A 17,080-nucleotide genomic window follows, 5' to 3' on the forward strand; every position below is an offset into this window, starting at 1 on the left:
CTTTAATGAATACCTATACAAGGTTTAATATATCTTTTAAAAAGGGCGAAGGATGCTGGCTTTGGGACACAAGAGGTAAGAAATATCTTGATGCAGTTGCTGGGATAGCAACATGTAGTCTTGGGCATAGCGATAGAATCCTTAGAAAAAAGTTAGTAGCTCAACTAAAAAAACTACAACATATTTCTAATCTCTATAAAATTGAAGAGCAAGAAGAATTAAGTAAATATCTTACTAAGCAGAGTTGTGCAGAAAGTGTTTTTTTCTGTAACAGTGGAGCCGAGGCGAATGAGTCAGCAATTAAATTAATTAAAAAATTCGGCAACAAAATATATACAGGTAAAGAGACTTTTATTCTTGCAGCTGAGTCAAGTTTTCATGGAAGAACACTCGCGACTTTAAGTGCAACTGGTCAGCCCAAATACCAAAAAGGTTTTGAGCCAATGGTAAAAGGATTTAAGTTTTTTAAATATAACGATATTGCTTCAGTGAAAAAATTATTTGATGAATGTCAAAAAAACGACCAAAAAGTTTCCGGAGTTTTAATTGAACCTATCCAAGGAGAAGGAGGAGTAATACCTGGAGATAAATTATTTTTCAAAGATTTAAGAAAACTTTGCACTCAAAATAATTCTCTTTTAATTCTCGATGAAGTTCAGAGTGGGGTAGGAAGAACTGGCAAAATGTGGGGGTATGAGACTCTAGGAATCGAACCTGATGGATTCACACTAGCCAAAGGATTAGGAGGAGGTCATGCCATTGGTGCTCTCTTAGTAAAAGAAAAAGCTAACATTTTCTCTCCCGGGGATCATGCAAGTACCTTTGGGGGCAATCCCTTTGCTTGTAGAGCTGCTCTGACCGTTTTGGAAGAAATTACACGACGTAAAATTCTTAATAATGTTATTTCAAGAGGTAACCAATTAAATGAAGGGTTTATAAAACTTTCAGATAAATTTCCTAATATTATTAATGGGATTAGAGGAATTGGATTAATACAAGGTCTAGTTATAAATAATTCATATACTGATCCAAAAACGATTACCCTCAAAGCTTTTGATAAAGGTTTACTTTTGGTACCCGCCGGAGGAAATGTGGTTAGGTTTGTTCCACCATTGATAATTTCGCGAAATGAAATCAAAATACTTCTTAAGAAGTTGAATTTAATTTTTGAAGAACTGTAAGCTTTAGAGGATTTGAAAAAAGAAAACTTTAAGAATTTTGATTTGCTTTCACCTAAATTTGAGAGACAAAATATTCACTTAGGATTATCAAGAATTAAAAAAGCGCTTAAGAAATTAAATGATCCTTGCAAAAACATCCCAGCTATTCAAGTTGTTGGAACAAATGGGAAAGGTTCGATTACTGCTTTTATAGAAAATATTCTTTATGAAGAGAAAAAGAATATTGGGGTTACCACTTCGCCTCACCTTTTAGATATATGTGAAAGGATCAGAGTGAATAAAGAAAATATTCATAAAGAAGAATTTGAGAGCTTATTTAAGAAAATTGCAACTTATCTTTCAATCTATAAATTATCCCCTTTTGAACAGATTATTTGCTGTGCACTAGTTTTTTTTGATATGAAAAAAGTCGATTTATTGATACTTGAAGCTGGTTTAGGTGGAAGATTAGATGCAACTACAGCTCATAATCTAAGACCAATAATTGCCATTGGAAATATAGATTTAGACCACAAAGAGTATCTTGGAGATTCGATAGAAAAAATTACCAAGGAAAAAGTTGCTGTAATTGAAAAAAATGCATTTGTTATTTCTTTTCGTCAAAAAACTAAAGTTGAGGAAATAATTAAAGCAAGAGCCAAAAAAGTAGGTGCACAAATCATATGGAAGGAATCACTATCTAATGAAATTGAACTTGGTTTAAATGGAGCTTTTCAAAGACAAAATGCCGCAGTTGCTATTGGAGTAATTGAGGCACTAAATAATTTAGGGTTCAATGTCAGAGAATGTTCCATTAAGGAAGGACTTAAGAACACAAAATGGAATGGGAGGTTAGAAATAATTAATTGTTTAAATAAAAAGATACTTGTCGATTCTGCACATAATTACTCTGCGGCAATGGCTCTTTCAGAGGAAAGAAAAACTTGGAATAATCAAGAGGAAGGTGTCTATTGGATTTTAGGGGTCCAAAAAAGTAAAGACATTGTATCTATGCTAAAAGTTCTTATTAAAAAAAATGATCACATATTATTAGTTCCTGTTCCTAATCAAACTTGTTGGAGATTAGAGGATCTTTTAGATAATGCTGAACTTGAAAATTTAAATATAATAGATTTTGAAAAAATTGATTATGCTTTTAATTATCTTTTGGAACTTAGAACATGGCCAAAATGTCATCCCGTACTAACTGGCTCAATTTTTTTAGTCTCTGAGTTTATTAAATTCGCAAATAATCAAAATTATTAAAGATTAAAGTCATCTTTTATTTCCCATCCTTCCAATTTCCCAGGATTTAACAACCCTTTAGGATCGAATTTTAATTTTGCTTTTACTTGATCAGAATCAATAACACCTAAGCCACCCGCCTCAACAGTTAATACATGAGGATTAAAAATAATTGCTCCAAGTTTTTTACAATGATCAATTATTAGATACAATTGCTCTTCACTATGCCATTTTAATACTGGCAATGCAGCTAATCTTGGAACTCCTTGTTGAGAGACAGCTTCAATATGCCAGAGAATATTCGTACCCCATTTTTCTTTCAAAGAATTAATTAATTCCAATTCCTTATTTAAAGGTAAAAGCATCTGTAAATATGTCCAATTTTTATCCTTTGCCCTCATGTGAAGGGTTGTATGGTTCCATACGACCTCAGAGATTCCATTTGATAATTGATCTTCTTCTCCCAGTAAAAAAGATTCCACTCCATATTTTTTACAAATTAGTTCAATAGTTTTTATACCCCCAAGCGTTGATTGAATTAAAATTTTATGGCTTTTAGATTCACCTTTAAACCAAATTGGCATTTTATCAACAATCCCTTTCTCGAGAATTGCACCAAGTTTCAAGTCTATAGCTGCAATAAGGCATGTTTTTAATATTTCTATTGTCTTAAATAACTCTTCGCAGTCAATTACTAAGGAATACCACTTACGTTTAATATCTGTTGCGATTAATAATGAGGTAATAATTCCATTCGTTCCATAAGCATGATTTAAAGGTTCTGATTCTTCAGCATCAAATTTTAATAATTTTGGTTCTTCATTCATTGTCACCGCTTCAAGACCCATGACATTTCCGGGATCTCTTAAAAATCCCCATCTAATTGATCCAATCCCCCCTGAACCTCCTGCAATAAAACCACCTATAGTTGCAGTTTTAAAAGTACTGGGCAGTAACCTTAATTCTCTTCCAAATCTTTCTAGTTGTTTATTTAAATCTCCCATTAAACATCCGGATTGTACCTTTACAAAACCTGTATCAGGATAAAATTCTTCTAATTTATTTAGGAAATTCATTTGCATAACAATTCCCTTAAATAAAGGTACTGCTTGTCCATAATTACCTGTCCCTGAACCTCTCAAAGTGAGAGGAATATTTAGTTCCCAACAAATTTCTGCTACTTTCAAAACTGCATTTTTATCAATAGGTCTTACTACTAAATCAGCAATACATCCATCTAATTTCTCTTCAAGAATAGGAGAATAATTATAAAAATCTTTTGAAAGTCTTTTTACATCCGAATGACTTTCAATAATCTCTAAATTATCTATTTTTTTAAATTTTTCTATTAATTTTGTTTTTCTTGATGACATTAATAATAATTTCCTAACTTAAATATAAACTAATTGATTAGCTATACAATTCGCCTTTTATAATGACATCTTTTTTTAAATTACTTGAAAAAATATCTGCCCACTTTTCAGCATCTACTATTACAAAATCAGCAGGACAACCTTTTTTAATTAACCCATCCCAACTTAGATTTAATAACCTGCTTGGTGCTAACAGCATAGAAGATAAAGTCAATCTTTCCCAAGGACTTAATTGAAGCATCGGCATTGCACAAGTCATCAAGTAAAAAGGATCATAACTACCAAATGAATACCATGGATCTTGAACATTATCACTTCCAATGGATACATCAACTAATGATTTTTGTAATTGCTTGATTGGTGCCACTGGTCTATTTAAGGAAGTACTTTTATCATTACGATTAAGCAACCAAAAATTTGTAAGAGGGAGTGCAATTACTTTAATATTCTTATCTGCAATTTTTCTTCCCAAATTTAATATTTCATTATCCTTTAGAGATAAAATACTACTTAAATGACTACAAGTTATGGGAACTTTAATATTTAGTTTTTCAATAGTTTCCAATAATACTTTAATACCCGCTCCAGGCTCAATATTTGATTCATCTATATGAAGGTCAATTTCTAAATTATATTTATCTGCTAGTAAGAGCATCTTAGAAAGAAAATATTTTACTTTTGCTTTTTTAAAAGGTGGAACAAGAACTCCTCCTAAAATACCATTTTCCTTAGAAAACTTTTTTGCTAATTCCTCTCCGTTAGTGGTATCCCAAAATTCTAACGGTGATAAAGCTACAAATTGTAATTTCAACTTAGAAGAATATTTTTTTTGCAAATTAAAAAGTTCACTCCAAATATCATTTTCAAAAGCATCGCTAGTATCAATATGACTTCTTATAGCTCTATAACCATTTTTAAGGGCAAGGTTTAACGATCTTTCAGCTCTATCTAAAACTTTTTCTGTAGTTCTAGTTATATGCTCTTCTAGATTCACAGATAATGCTTCTTCATAGTTTGATTTGAAATTAGGGAATTCTTGCCAAGTGAAAGATTTGTCAAGGTGTGAATGAGTTTCAACAAATCTTGGAAATAGAATTTTTTTTGGCTTTGTATTTTCGATATTTATAGGTTTTAATTCAGAAACAATTCCCTTTTCCCAAGCAACAAAAACAGAAGCTAAATCCTCAAGATCTACATTGAGGTTATCGGTATATTCTATTTCGCAAAGGCATCTAGGAATAAGAACCTCTGAATTCCCTGAAGTATTCAAAAAGACTTTTTTTTTTAAGTTAGTTTATTTTAAAACATTAATAAAAGTTAGATAGAAATAAGAAAATAATTAAAAATTTTCTTAAAAATTTAAATAAGCATGAAATTTTACACGTAAGTTGTTAAATTTATAGATGTGAGGCGGGCGTCGCCAAGTGGTTAAGGCAGTGGCTTGTGGCGCCGCTATTCGGGGGTTCGAATCCCCTCGCTCGCCCTCAAAAATATGACCCCAAGATTATTTAACTTATAATTTTGAATTAACGAATCCCCACAAAACTTTTTGCAACGTGTTAACAAAAACAATTCAAGAAGAAAAAAAAACTCCCAAAGATGAGTCTATTGGTAGTTATTGGATTACAACATTCGGTTGTCAAATGAATAAGGCTGATTCTGAAAGGATGGCTGGCACCTTAGAAAAAATGGGATATTCAAGAGCTATTGATGAATTAAAAGCTGATTTGGTCTTGTATAACACTTGTACAATAAGAGATAGCGCTCAACAAAAAGTTTATAGTTTTTTAGGAAGGCAAATCAAAAGAAAGCATAGTTTACCAAAGTTAAAATTAGTTGTCGCCGGTTGCCTAGCTCAACAAGAGGGGGAGTCTCTTTTAAGAAGAGTTCCAGAACTAGATTTAATAATGGGGCCTCAACATGTTAATAATCTTGAAAATCTTTTAGAGAGAGTTGATTCAGGTAATCAAGTCGTTGCCACCGAAGAAACTTTTATATCTGAAGACATCACTAATGCAAGAAGAGATAGCACAATTTGTGGTTGGGTGAATATCATTTATGGTTGCAATGAAAGATGTTCTTATTGTGTCGTCCCCTCTGTTAGAGGGAAAGAACAGTCAAGATATCCAAAGGCAATTAAAAGTGAAATACAAACTTTAGCCCAAAATAATTATAAGGAAATTACTCTTTTAGGTCAGAATATTGATGCCTATGGAAGAGATCTTCCTGTCACAACAAAAGAAGGGAGGAAAGAAAATACCCTTACTGATCTCCTTTATTTTATTCATGATGTAGATGGAATTAGAAGAATAAGATTTTCTACTAGTCATCCAAAATATTTTTCAAAAAGACTTATAAAAGCTTGTTATGAATTAGATAAAGTTTGTGAGCATTTTCATATTCCTTTCCAAAGTGGAAATGATGAAATCCTGAGATTAATGGCAAGAGGTTACACAATCGATAAATATAAAAAAATAATTGAAAATATAAGATCATTAATGCCAAATGCATCAATTACTGCAGATGCAATAGTTGCTTTCCCCGGTGAAACAGAAAAACAATATCAAGATACGTTAAGGTTGATATCCGACGTTGGTTTTGATCAAGTGATGACCGCGGCATATTCTCCTAGACCAAATACTCCAGCAGCGATCTGGAATAATCAAATTGCTGAAGAAGTTAAAAAAGAAAGATTAAAAGAAATTAACGAATTAGTTGAAGCAACCTCAAGGAAAAGAAATCAAAGATATCTAAATAATACTGAAAGTGTTTTGATAGAAGGTTTGAATCCAAAAAACTCCATGCAAATGATGGGTAGGACAAGAACTAACAGACTTACTTTTGTAGAAATCCCCGAAAACATTGAATTTAATTATTCTTTTGGAGATGAACTAAATGTCAAAATAACGGAAGCGAGATCTTTTTCTTTAAGCGGTCAAATTTATAAGTAATCTTTCCAAATGGTAAGAAACGAAAAAAAATGTATCGGAATAATATTTGGGGGCACTTCAAATGAACATTATGTATCAATATCTTCCGCCAAAACAGTTTTTAAAGCTCTAATTTCAAGAACAAATAAAGAACTATTCAGGATTAAAGCTTTTTACATAAATAAACATGGAGTTTGGATTGATAGCGATTTATCTCTAGAAATACTTAGAGAAAATAGTGGAAATAATATCTTCGAAAAATATCAAGAATTGCCTAACAGAAAAATAAACTTTCTCAACAATCTTGAATTCCAAAATATTGATATTTGGTTTCCTTTATTACATGGTTGCAACGGAGAAGATGGGGCTATTCATGGATTACTAAAATTCACCCAAAAACCTTTGATTGGATGTGGAATTTCAGGTTCTGCTATTGGAATGGATAAAATATTGATGAAACAAATATTTTCAAATTTGTCAATTCCACAAGTGAATTTTTTAGCCATCCAAAATTATGATCTAAGTGATGATAATGTTAAAGATAATTTATCTGTTGAAATAATTGAGAAATTAAATTTACCAGTTTTTGTAAAACCTGCGAATTCAGGATCATCTCTTGGCATTTCTAAAGCTAAAAATAAATCAGAAATAATTAAAGCTTTACAAAAGGCTTGGGAAATAGATTCAAGAATTGTTATCGAAGAGGGATTGAATGTTAGAGAACTTGAATGTGGAATAATTGGCAATCTAAAACTTTCTACATCAAAAATTGGGGAAGTTTCCTATTCATCAGATTGGTACGATTATGATTCAAAATACTCTACGGATAATAAAATAATTATTCCAGCTGATATTGATTCTCAAATCTCTGAACAAATTAAAGATCTAGCTATTCGAAGTTGTAGAGCATTAAATATTTATGGTTTTGCAAGGGTAGATTTCTTTTTAGAAAAAATTTCAAGGAAAATCTTCTTAAATGAAATAAATACCATCCCTGGCTTTACTAGCAAAAGTATGTTTCCAATGCTTTGGAAGGCCTCAGGTTTAAATATTGATCAACTTGTAGCTAAACTGATTGATATATCCTTAGATTCATAGAATAAAGTCAAATGCTGCATGGACTACTTTGGTTACCATTACTTTTAATCTTCGTTCTATTAACTGCTCTTGGTTGGCTGGAAAGAAGAAGACAAAATCTTTTTAGAAATTGGGCTAATGGTTCTGAAATATGCAAATTAGATAGTTCTGGTGCCGCCTTTTTAAAAGATGGCGAATTAAAATGGAGTGCATTTGAAGCTGGAACATTTGAAGAGAAAGATAGCTTCACAATAAAAAAACTTGAATTAGTAGAATTAATGGCACTTACTTCAGGTGAAGCCCCTTTAACCAATGAATCACAAGGTAAATGTAGACTTAGGCTTGTAGGGGATGGGAAAGAGATGGATGTTCCTTTCTCAGATGCAGAGAGAGCTAGAGAATGGATGGAACAATTAATGGAAAAAGCTAGATGTGATTTGTGAACAAAAAAAAAAAAAAAAGAGGGACTTTTTTGTTGGTTACCTTTTTTTTCCTAACAACATACCTAAATACTAAAACTTTTCAAAAAGTTTATCCGCAAGATATTTTAATTTTTGGTAGCGATTTTTTCTCTAAGAACGATATCCTTAATAATTCATCCCTAAAGTTGCCAACCCCATTGATATTTGTCAAAACTATATTTACGGAAAAAGAGTTGAAAAGGAATTTATCTCTTGAGAATGTTTCAGTTTCGAGGCAGATATTTCCTTTTGGTTTGAAAATCCTAATTCAAACTAGAACGCCAATAGCTTATGGGGATAAAATTTTAAAAGGAGAAAAAATAAATGGTTTTATTGATAAAGAAGGTTTTTTTATAGATGAAAAACATTCAGATAAAGAAAGTATTAAAAAATTGTCCGTTAAAGTTTTCGGTTGGAAAGAAAATTTTAAAGAGATATTATCAAAAATTTTTTATTTTCAAAAAAACAATAATGTTGAATTCGTTACGATAGAGTTTTCTCCGAATGGATTTTTAACTTTAGAAGAAAAAACCTTAAAAACGATACTATTAGGCATTGAACCAAAAAGAATCGAAACTCAATTGCAAATAATCGAAGATATCAAAAATCAAATAAAAGATACTAAAGTTTTAAAAAAAATAGATAATATCGATCTTACTGATCCACATAATCCAAAAATTAAAGTGTTCAAACCCTAATAATTGAAAACAAATTTTAAAAAAGTTTTTTTGATTACTACAGTATTTATAAGGGTTCTACTTATTAACTCAAAAATTTAATAAGTTAATATTTAAGGATTTTCGTCAAGAAAATCCAACATATTTACTTAGTGAGTTCATAATGCACCCAATACTAGTATTTGATTTTATTTAGAGATGAGCTTCGGAAACAATCCAAACTTTGATCAATCAAAAGACATCCTTCCAAGTCAAAGTGCCAAAATTGAAGTCATTGGTGTTGGGGGTGGTGGAAGTAATGCTGTAAACAGGATGATTGATACTGATCTTGAAGGCGTTTCTTTCAGAGTTCTGAATACTGATGCCCAAGCATTATTACAGTCTTCTGCTGAAAAAAGAGTACAACTTGGTCAAAACTTGACAAGAGGATTGGGAGCAGGTGGAAATCCAAGCATTGGTCAAAAAGCCGCCGAAGAGTCTAAGGATGAACTTCAACAAGCTTTGGAAGGTTCTGACTTAGTTTTTATTGCTGCAGGCATGGGAGGAGGTACTGGTACAGGTGCAGCTCCAGTTGTTGCTGAGGTTGCAAAACAAAGTGGTGCCTTAACTGTAGGAATAGTTACAAAGCCGTTTTCTTTTGAAGGCAAAAGGAGAATGAGGCAAGCAGAAGAAGGTATTGCAAGACTAGCTGAAAATGTTGACACACTGATTGTTATTCCAAATGATCGATTAAAAGAAGTTACGGGAGGTGCTTCGATTCAAGAAGCCTTCAGAAACGCTGATGATGTTTTAAGAATGGGTGTTAAAGGCATTAGTGAAATAATCACTTGCCCAGGTGAAGTTAATGTTGATTTTGCTGATGTTCGATCTGTAATGACTGAAGCTGGGACAGCTCTTCTAGGTATGGGTATTGGTTCGGGGAGATCTAGAGCGCTAGAAGCAGCCCAAGCGGCGATGAATAGCCCATTACTAGAGGCAGGAAGAATTGATGGGGCCAAAGGTTGTGTTATTAACATCACTGGAGGTAAAGATTTAACTCTTGACGATGTAACCGCAGTTGGAGAAGTTATAAGTGATGTAGTAGCTCAAGATGCAAATATAATCGTAGGTACAGCTGTTGATGAATCAATGGAAGGGGAGGTACAAGTAACTGTTATTGCAACAGGTTTCGAAACCAACCAACCATTAAAGCAACAAAGTTTAAAAAACAGATTATCTAATCAACCTTTTTATAATGTTTCCGATAATAAAGACACAGGAGCCAATATCCCAGAATTTTTAAGATTAAGGCAGAATAAAAAAAATATCGAATAATCGTTAGATTGGAGTGACTCGGTTATCTCGCCTGCCTCAAGCATCCCTTGTGGCTGCTACCTTCCGATCCTGACCAGGTTTGGGTGTTAAAACCGCGAAAGGCCGAGTCAAAATTATACTAGCAATTTTTGATAAAAAAAGATACATAACTCTTATGTTGCCATCAGAACTCGTTAAATATAAAAAAAATTCTCAAAAAATCATTGCATTAACTGCTTGGGACTCCATATCAGGTTCTCTAGCTGAGCAATCAGGAGCAGATATTGTTCTAGTAGGAGACTCTTTAGCAATGGTGTGTTTAGGATACAAATCCACATTACCAGTAACTTTAGAGAATATGATTTATCACACAAATGCAGTTTCAAGAGGGTTCAGCAGAGAAATAGAAGAACATTCCTTATTAGTTTGTGATATGCCTTTTCTAACTTATCAATGCGGAGAAGATAAGGCAGTGGAATATGCCGGGAAAATAATTAAGAACACCTATGCAAAGGCAGTAAAAATTGAAGGTGCTGAACCAGAGGTCCAAACTGTTATTTCAAGGCTAATAAGAATGGGGATTCCTGTCATGGGGCATTTAGGACTTACACCACAGAGTTATTTAAATCTAGGATTAAAAAAACAAGGGCTCAAGAAAGAAAGTTACGAAAAAATCAAAAGAGATGCTTTATCACTAGAAAAATTGGGATGCTTTTCTATAGTTTTGGAGCATATTCCGGAATTACTTGCTAAAGAAATTCAAACCGATTTAGAAATACCGACAATAGGAATAGGTGCAGGCGTCTTTTGTGATGGTCAGGTAAGAGTTACGGCTGATTTATTAGGCCTAAGTGATAAGCAGCCTCCATTTTGTAAACCAATTGTTGATGGGAAAAAATATTTTGGTGAAAAACTTAAAGAGTGGGTAACTTCTGAAAGGCTTAGTTAACTTTGTCCCACCATCTAAACATTGAGACAAGAATTTGATTGCTTAATTCCATACCTTTTGGATCACTCAAAAAAAATCTATTACCTCTTTTAATTAGAAGACCACTTTCTAAGAATCTTTCCCATTCTTTTAATAATTTTTTTAAAGCTATTTCAGACTTTTTTTTATCCCAATTGTGTTCGTTTATCAATTTATAAATATTCACACCCTCTTTAAGTCTCATTCCTAACATGATTTTCTCATCTAATTCTTTATAAATATTTTCTTTATTTTCTAGAGAAGTCTCTAATTTAATTTCGCATTGCTCAGCTACCCACTTTTTATAGTCTTTACTAATTCTTGGTCTTGTAAACTTTTCCCCCCAAGGAGAACTTGTAGAGCCTTGTCCAAAACTCCACCATCCTAGACCAGTCCAATAAACTCTATTATGCCTTGATTGATGACCAGGGAGAGCATAATTAGAAATTTCATATCTTGAATAACCTGATGCTTTTAAAATAAAATGTGTCAGTTCACTATTTTTAAAAGATTCATCATCATTCGGTAATGATAGTTTGCCTAAATCAACTAATTTTTTAAAAACTGTTCCATTTTCAATACTTAAATCATAAATTGATATGTGTGGAGGGCAGAACTTTAACGATTTTTCTAAATCTTCTTGCCATTCTTTAAAACCACTACTTGGTAAATTTTGAATCAGATCTAAACTCCAACTTTTTATGAGACCATAATCATGTGCTCTCTTTAGCCAAGAACAAGATTTTTCAACATCTTCACCACAATGTCTTCTTCCCGCTTGATCAAGTATCTGATTATTAAAACTTTGAGCACCAAGACTAAATCTATTAATTCCGGCTTTTATAAAGCCATGAAGATCACCTTCATTAAAACTAGCTGGATCAACTTCCATTGTAATTTCAGCACCATAGTCAATTCTGTAATTCTCCTTAAAAAGATTTATTAAATGTTCGATCTGAATAGGATCTAAAATTGAAGGAGTTCCTCCACCAAAATAAATTGTTGAAAGAGGAGTTTTATGTTTGATTGACAATATTTCTTTATCTAAATAGGTCAAATATTCTTTTACAGTATTACTTCCATAGCCATTTAAACTTTCAATATTGTTACCTAGAGGTACAACTGCAAAATCACAGTAGAAGCATCTTCTATGGCAAAAAGGTATATGTACGTAAGCACTTCTTGGAAACTTATTCATAATATAAATAAATTTTTAGGCTAAAAAAAATCTAGTTAGGGGTTTAAAAAATAAAATATTTATTTACTCAATTAATAAACCCTAGTAGATTGTATATATGACAGATATTTTAGTACTAATTTTATTTGTATTGTCTGGAGCAGCATCTGGATGGCTTGGGGTTGATCTTTTACCAGTAGACATACTTAAACAAGTCTCAAATATTGAAGGTTTTAGGGTTGTACTAGCAATTATAGGATTTTTTGTTGGATTAGCAGCAGGCTTCGTATTCCTGCAGCTTAGAAAGACATTTCTTGATCAAATACGCACAATGCCCACTGATCTACTCATCAGTAGATCAGTAGGGTTAATTTTAGGATTACTTGTTGCTAATTTACTACTAGCGCCAATATTGTTAATTCCATTTCCAAGAGAAGTATTTTTTGCAAAACCATTAGCAGCTATTCTTAGTAATTTTTTCTTTGGGGCACTTGGTTATAAATTAGCTGATACACATGGAAGAACACTTTTAAGATTGTTTAACCCAAATAATACTGATGCATATCTAGTTAATGAAGGTATACTTCCAGCCGCAAGCCCAAAGATTCTTGATACAAGTGTAATTATAGATGGAAGAATTAATGGTTTATTGAGCTGCGGCTTACTTGAGGGACAATTAATTGTCGCTCAAAGTGTAATTGACGAGCTACAAACTTTGGCTGACTCTAGTAGTAATGAGAAAAGAGCTAAAGGGAGAAGAGGACTTAAATTATTGAAAGAACTAAGAGAACTTTACGGAAGAAGACTTGTTATAAATCCAACAAAATATGAGGGGAACGGAGTAGATGAAAAACTTCTAAGAATATCTGAAGATATGGCAGGTACGTTAATTACTGCAGATTATAATCTCTCTCAGATTGCGGAAGTAAAGGAATTAAAAGTTATGAATTTGAGCGATTTAGTGATTGCTTTGAGGCCAGAAGTACAACCCGGGGAATCACTTAATATTAAAATTGTTAGAGAGGGAAAAGAAAAAATGCAAGGGATTGGATATTTAGATGACGGCACAATGGTAGTTATTGATGATGCAAAGAAATTTGTTGGAGATAGATTGGACATAGTTATAACTGGTGCATTGCAAACACCAACAGGAAGAATGGTATTTGGAAAACTGATAAATGATCCTGAGTCAAACAAATCTTTTAAATCAACAGCGACACAGGGCTAAATCTAGCTAGAATCATTCCAGTATTTATTTTGTGGAACATATGACTGTATCTGCTCCTTATTATGGCGAAAATACCGCTATGAGGACTCCGCCCCCAGATTTACCTTCTCTTCTTTTAAAGGAAAGAATTGTCTATCTTGGATTGCCGTTATTTTCAGATGATGACGCTAAAAGGCAATTAGGAATGGATGTTACTGAGCTCATTATTGCTCAACTCCTTTATCTAGAGTTTGATGATCCTGATAAACCTATCTACTTTTATATCAATTCAACAGGTACTAGTTGGTACACTGGAGATGCTGTTGGTTTTGAAACAGAAGCTTTCGCCATCTGCGATACTATCAACTACATCAAACCACCTATTCATACAATTTGTATTGGACAAGCCATGGGTACAGCAGCAGTTATCCTATCTTCTGGGACAAAAGGTCATAGAGCAGCTCTCCCGCATGCTTCTATTGTTCTCCACCAACCTATTAGTGGCGCAAGAGGGCAAGCAACCGATATCCAGATAAGAGCCGAAGAAGTGTTAAAAAATAAAAAATCAATGCTTGAGATATTATCACGCAACACTGGGAAAAGTATTGAAGATCTCTCCAAAGACTCTGACAGGATGAGTTATCTAAATCCTCAAGAAGCTTTAGATTACGGAGTAATCGATAGAATACTTACAAGTCAAAAAGATTTGCCAAATAAAATTTAACTCTTACTTTTAATTAACTATTTTTCTAAAATTATGCCAATAGGAACTCCAAGCGTGCCTTATAGACTTCCAGGAAGTCAATATGAAAGATGGGTAGACATTTATACAAGATTAGGTGTAGAAAGAATTTTATTTCTCGGACAAGAAGTCAATGATGGCATTGCTAATAGCCTTGTTGCTCAAATGCTTTACCTCGATTCTGATGATAATACAAAACCTATTTATCTTTATATAAATAGTCCGGGGGGATCCGTTACTGCTGGATTAGCGATATATGACACTATCAAATACGTAAAAAGTGACGTAGTTACTATATGTGTTGGGCTAGCAGCCTCTATGGGAGCATTTTTATTAGGAGCTGGGACTAAGGGTAAAAGAGTTGCTCTTCCTCACAGTAGAATCATGATTCATCAACCATTAGGGGGCACCTCACAACGTCAGGCGAGTGATATTGAGATAGAAGCTCGAGAAATACTTAGAATCAAAGATATGTTGAACAAATCCATGGCAGATATGACTGGTCAATCTTTCGAAAAAATAGAGAAAGATACAGACAGAGATTATTTTCTTAGTGCTGAAGAAGCTAAAAACTATGGACTTATCGATAGAGTAATTTCACACCCAAGTGAGGCAAATTAGATCAAATATACGAAAATAATATTTAAATATTAATTTTTAAATGAGCAATTATATGGTTTATTTACACATTTAATGTCTAAAATAATAACTATCAAAAGTTAAGAAACTACAACTAATGACACAACTCTTTTATGACACGGATGCTGACTTAAGTCTATTAAATAATAAAACAATTGCAATAATAGGTTATGGTTCACAAGGTCATGCACATGCTTTAAATCTTAAAGACAGTGGAATGGATGTAATTGTTGGTTTATATAAAGGTAGTAAATCAGAAAGCAAAGCTATTAATGATGGTTTAGAAGTATTTACTGTTTCTGAGGCTTGTGAAAAAGCTGATTGGATTATGATATTGCTTCCCGATGAGTTCCAAAAAGATGTTTATATTAAAGAGATCGAACCAAATTTAAAAGAGGGGAAGATATTAAGTTTTGCTCATGGATTTAATATTAGATTCGGCCTCATAAAACCACCCAGTTTTGTCGATGTTGTGATGATTGCGCCAAAAGGCCCCGGTCACACTGTTAGATGGGAATATCAGAATGGCCAGGGAGTGCCTGCTCTTTTCGCAGTAGAACAGGATTATTCGAGCAATGCGAGATCATTAGCCATGGCTTATGCCAAGGGTATTGGAGGTACAAGAGCTGGGATTCTTGAAACAAATTTCAAAGAAGAAACTGAAACTGATCTATTTGGTGAACAAGCTGTTCTCTGTGGTGGTCTATCAGAACTTGTTAAGTCAGGATTTGAAACTCTCGTTGAGGCAGGATATCAACCCGAACTTGCATATTTCGAGTGTTTACACGAAGTGAAGCTAATTGTAGATCTAATGGTCAAGGGAGGTTTATCACAAATGAGAGATTCAATTTCAAATACCGCAGAATATGGTGATTATGTAAGCGGTAAAAGACTTATAAATAGTGATACGAAAAAAGAAATGCAGAAAATATTAAAAGATATCCAAGATGGCACTTTCGCTAAGAACTTTGTAGAAGAGTGTGATAGGGATAAACCATTAATGACTAAATTAAGAGCAGAAAATTCGCAACATGAGATAGAAAAAGTTGGGAAAGGTCTTCGTGCAATGTTCAGTTGGCTGAAATAAATTTATTTTATATATTTATTGGATCGATTGGTTTTGATCTTTTAATTGGTGATCCAAGATTTATCATCCATCCTGTTCAAATAATAGGGTTCTATATTAAAAAAATAACTAATTTTTTTATTCATCATTTCAAGGGAAACAAGAGAATACTATTTTGGGGAGGTTTATTTATTGCATTATCTTCCATTGGAATAAGCTTTGAGATCGGGAAATTAATTGAATTAGTATTTCTGCAATCAAAAAGTAATTTAATTTCTGGAATATTAATTTTCTTTGGTTTATCAAGTTGTTTGGCATCAAAAAGTCTTATTTCAAGCGTAAAAGAAATTTCTGACCTAATTAATAGCAGTGGGACTGATTCAAAAACTGAAAAATTAGTTAGAGAAAAAGTTCAAAGAATTGTAAGTAGAGATGTAAGCACATCTTCGTTAGAGCATCTCATGAGATCAAGTAGTGAGAGTCTTACTGAAAATTCAGTGGATGGGATTTTTGGACCACTTTTTTGGATATTTATAGGATTAGTTTTTATGAAATTTTCAATTTTTCTCCCAGGACCTTTATCTCTTGGCTTTTCATATAAAACTATAAGTACTTTAGATTCAATGATCGGCTATAAATATGATCACTATAAATTTCTAGGTTTTTTTAGTGCAAAAATTGAAGATTATTCAACTTTCCTTCCAAGTAGATTAGTCTTATTAACATTGCCTTTGGTTAGCTTTAAGATAAATCAATATATTTCTATCGTTAAAAAAAGTTACTTTGAAGGCAGTAAATACGATTCCCCAAACTCTGGAATTTCTGAAGCGATTTTTGCTTATACTTCCAATATAAAGTTAGGGGGCAAAAGTAAATATAATAATCAAATTGTTGAAAAACCTGTTATTAATTCACATGGTGATATTTGCACAAAAGAAAAAATAAATCTTATTTGTCAACTAATTTACAGACTTCAATTATTGTGGATATTATTTTTTACGCTAATTTTCTTCAATATTTAAGTTTATATTCAATAAAATTTGTTTAAAATAGCTATTACTAATAT

The 17,080-nt window shown here is 32.7% G+C and carries 16 protein-coding genes, 1 tRNA gene and 1 other RNA gene; 14 read left to right on the forward strand and 4 right to left on the reverse strand.

Translation table 11 applies throughout. The features are described from left to right. Positions 1-5: 5 nt before the first annotated feature. Together P9515_RS07055 and P9515_RS07060 are read left to right on the forward strand one after the other, a co-directional pair. Positions 6-1,181, forward strand: coding sequence for an aspartate aminotransferase family protein (locus tag P9515_RS07055; protein WP_041710638.1), 1,176 nt, complete (start codon positions 6-8; stop codon positions 1,179-1,181). A 12-nt stretch (positions 1,182-1,193) separates the two neighbouring features. Next, positions 1,194-2,426, forward strand: coding sequence for a bifunctional folylpolyglutamate synthase/dihydrofolate synthase (locus tag P9515_RS07060; RefSeq protein ID WP_011820767.1), 1,233 nt, complete (start codon positions 1,194-1,196; stop codon positions 2,424-2,426). Here P9515_RS07060 and P9515_RS07065 read toward each other — a convergent pair. Then, the gene (locus P9515_RS07065) at positions 2,423-3,778 is read right to left on the reverse strand and encodes an FAD-binding oxidoreductase (protein ID WP_011820768.1); all 1,356 of its coding nucleotides are present in this window, start codon (positions 3,776-3,778) and stop codon (positions 2,423-2,425) included. The genes P9515_RS07060 and P9515_RS07065 overlap by 4 nt on opposite strands. A 37-nt stretch (positions 3,779-3,815) precedes the next feature. Next, positions 3,816-5,048 carry an amidohydrolase family protein gene (locus P9515_RS07070; protein ID WP_011820769.1) on the reverse strand — a complete coding sequence of 411 codons (1,233 nt, stop codon included), beginning with the start codon at positions 5,046-5,048 and terminating at the stop codon, positions 3,816-3,818. 140 nt (positions 5,049-5,188) lie between these two features. On the opposite strand from P9515_RS07070, the gene P9515_RS07075 reads away from it, so the two are divergent. The 6 genes from P9515_RS07075 to ftsZ all read left to right on the forward strand — a co-directional run bounded on the left by P9515_RS07075 (position 5,189) and on the right by ftsZ (position 10,237). Next, a tRNA-His gene (locus P9515_RS07075) sits at positions 5,189-5,261 on the forward strand. A 73-nt stretch (positions 5,262-5,334) separates the two neighbouring features. Then, a complete protein-coding gene (miaB, locus tag P9515_RS07080) occupies positions 5,335-6,729 on the forward strand; it encodes a tRNA (N6-isopentenyl adenosine(37)-C2)-methylthiotransferase MiaB (protein WP_011820770.1) in 1,395 nt (464 codons plus the stop codon). A gap of 9 nt (positions 6,730-6,738) precedes the next feature. Then, a complete protein-coding gene (locus P9515_RS07085) occupies positions 6,739-7,806 on the forward strand; it encodes a D-alanine--D-alanine ligase family protein (protein ID WP_011820771.1) in 1,068 nt (355 codons plus the stop codon). A gap of 11 nt (positions 7,807-7,817) precedes the next feature. After that, positions 7,818-8,228, forward strand: coding sequence for a hypothetical protein (locus tag P9515_RS07090; RefSeq protein WP_011820772.1), 411 nt, complete (start codon positions 7,818-7,820; stop codon positions 8,226-8,228). Further along, complete coding sequence (locus tag P9515_RS07095) at positions 8,225-8,944, forward strand: cell division protein FtsQ/DivIB (RefSeq protein ID WP_041710639.1); 720 nt, start codon at positions 8,225-8,227, stop codon at positions 8,942-8,944. The genes P9515_RS07090 and P9515_RS07095 overlap by 4 nt, the downstream gene beginning before the upstream one ends. Positions 8,945-9,121: 177 nt before the next feature. Further along, positions 9,122-10,237, forward strand: coding sequence for a cell division protein FtsZ (gene ftsZ / locus P9515_RS07100; RefSeq protein ID WP_011820774.1), 1,116 nt, complete (start codon positions 9,122-9,124; stop codon positions 10,235-10,237). Between the two features lie 12 nt (positions 10,238-10,249). Here the strand turns inward: ftsZ and ffs are convergent. Continuing rightward, positions 10,250-10,346: signal recognition particle sRNA small type (gene ffs, locus P9515_RS09195), an RNA gene on the reverse strand. Positions 10,347-10,391: 45 nt separating this feature from the next. Between ffs and panB the strand changes: the two genes are divergently transcribed. Beyond that, positions 10,392-11,165, forward strand: a complete 774-nt coding sequence (gene panB, locus P9515_RS07105; protein ID WP_011820775.1) for a 3-methyl-2-oxobutanoate hydroxymethyltransferase — start codon at positions 10,392-10,394, stop codon at positions 11,163-11,165. Here panB and hemW read toward each other — a convergent pair. After that, complete coding sequence (gene hemW / locus P9515_RS07110) at positions 11,158-12,381, reverse strand: radical SAM family heme chaperone HemW (RefSeq protein ID WP_011820776.1); 1,224 nt, start codon at positions 12,379-12,381, stop codon at positions 11,158-11,160. The two genes, panB and hemW, sit on opposite strands and share 8 nt — an antisense overlap. Positions 12,382-12,478: 97 nt before the next feature. Here hemW and P9515_RS07115 point away from each other — a divergent pair, with 97 nt between their 5' ends. The 5 genes from P9515_RS07115 to cbiB all read left to right on the forward strand — a co-directional run bounded on the left by P9515_RS07115 (position 12,479) and on the right by cbiB (position 17,036). Next, positions 12,479-13,588: a PIN/TRAM domain-containing protein gene (locus P9515_RS07115; RefSeq protein WP_011820777.1), complete on the forward strand. Its 1,110-nt coding sequence runs from the start codon at positions 12,479-12,481 to the stop codon at positions 13,586-13,588. A 40-nt stretch (positions 13,589-13,628) separates the two neighbouring features. Beyond that, positions 13,629-14,291 (forward strand): ATP-dependent Clp protease proteolytic subunit, encoded by a 663-nt coding sequence (locus tag P9515_RS07120; RefSeq protein ID WP_011820778.1) that lies wholly within the window; start codon positions 13,629-13,631, stop codon positions 14,289-14,291. Between the two features lie 33 nt (positions 14,292-14,324). Next, positions 14,325-14,930 (forward strand): ATP-dependent Clp protease proteolytic subunit, encoded by a 606-nt coding sequence (locus P9515_RS07125; protein ID WP_011820779.1) that lies wholly within the window; start codon positions 14,325-14,327, stop codon positions 14,928-14,930. A gap of 115 nt (positions 14,931-15,045) precedes the next feature. After that, the gene (gene ilvC, locus P9515_RS07130) at positions 15,046-16,035 is read left to right on the forward strand and encodes a ketol-acid reductoisomerase (protein ID WP_011820780.1); all 990 of its coding nucleotides are present in this window, start codon (positions 15,046-15,048) and stop codon (positions 16,033-16,035) included. Further along, complete coding sequence (cbiB, locus tag P9515_RS07135) at positions 16,023-17,036, forward strand: adenosylcobinamide-phosphate synthase CbiB (RefSeq protein ID WP_011820781.1); 1,014 nt, start codon at positions 16,023-16,025, stop codon at positions 17,034-17,036. The genes ilvC and cbiB overlap by 13 nt, the downstream gene beginning before the upstream one ends. Positions 17,037-17,080 lie beyond the last annotated feature (44 nt).

The sequence above is a fragment of the Prochlorococcus marinus str. MIT 9515 genome, assembly GCF_000015665.1.
GTDB classification, from domain to species: domain Bacteria; phylum Cyanobacteriota; class Cyanobacteriia; order PCC-6307; family Cyanobiaceae; genus Prochlorococcus_A; species Prochlorococcus_A marinus_P.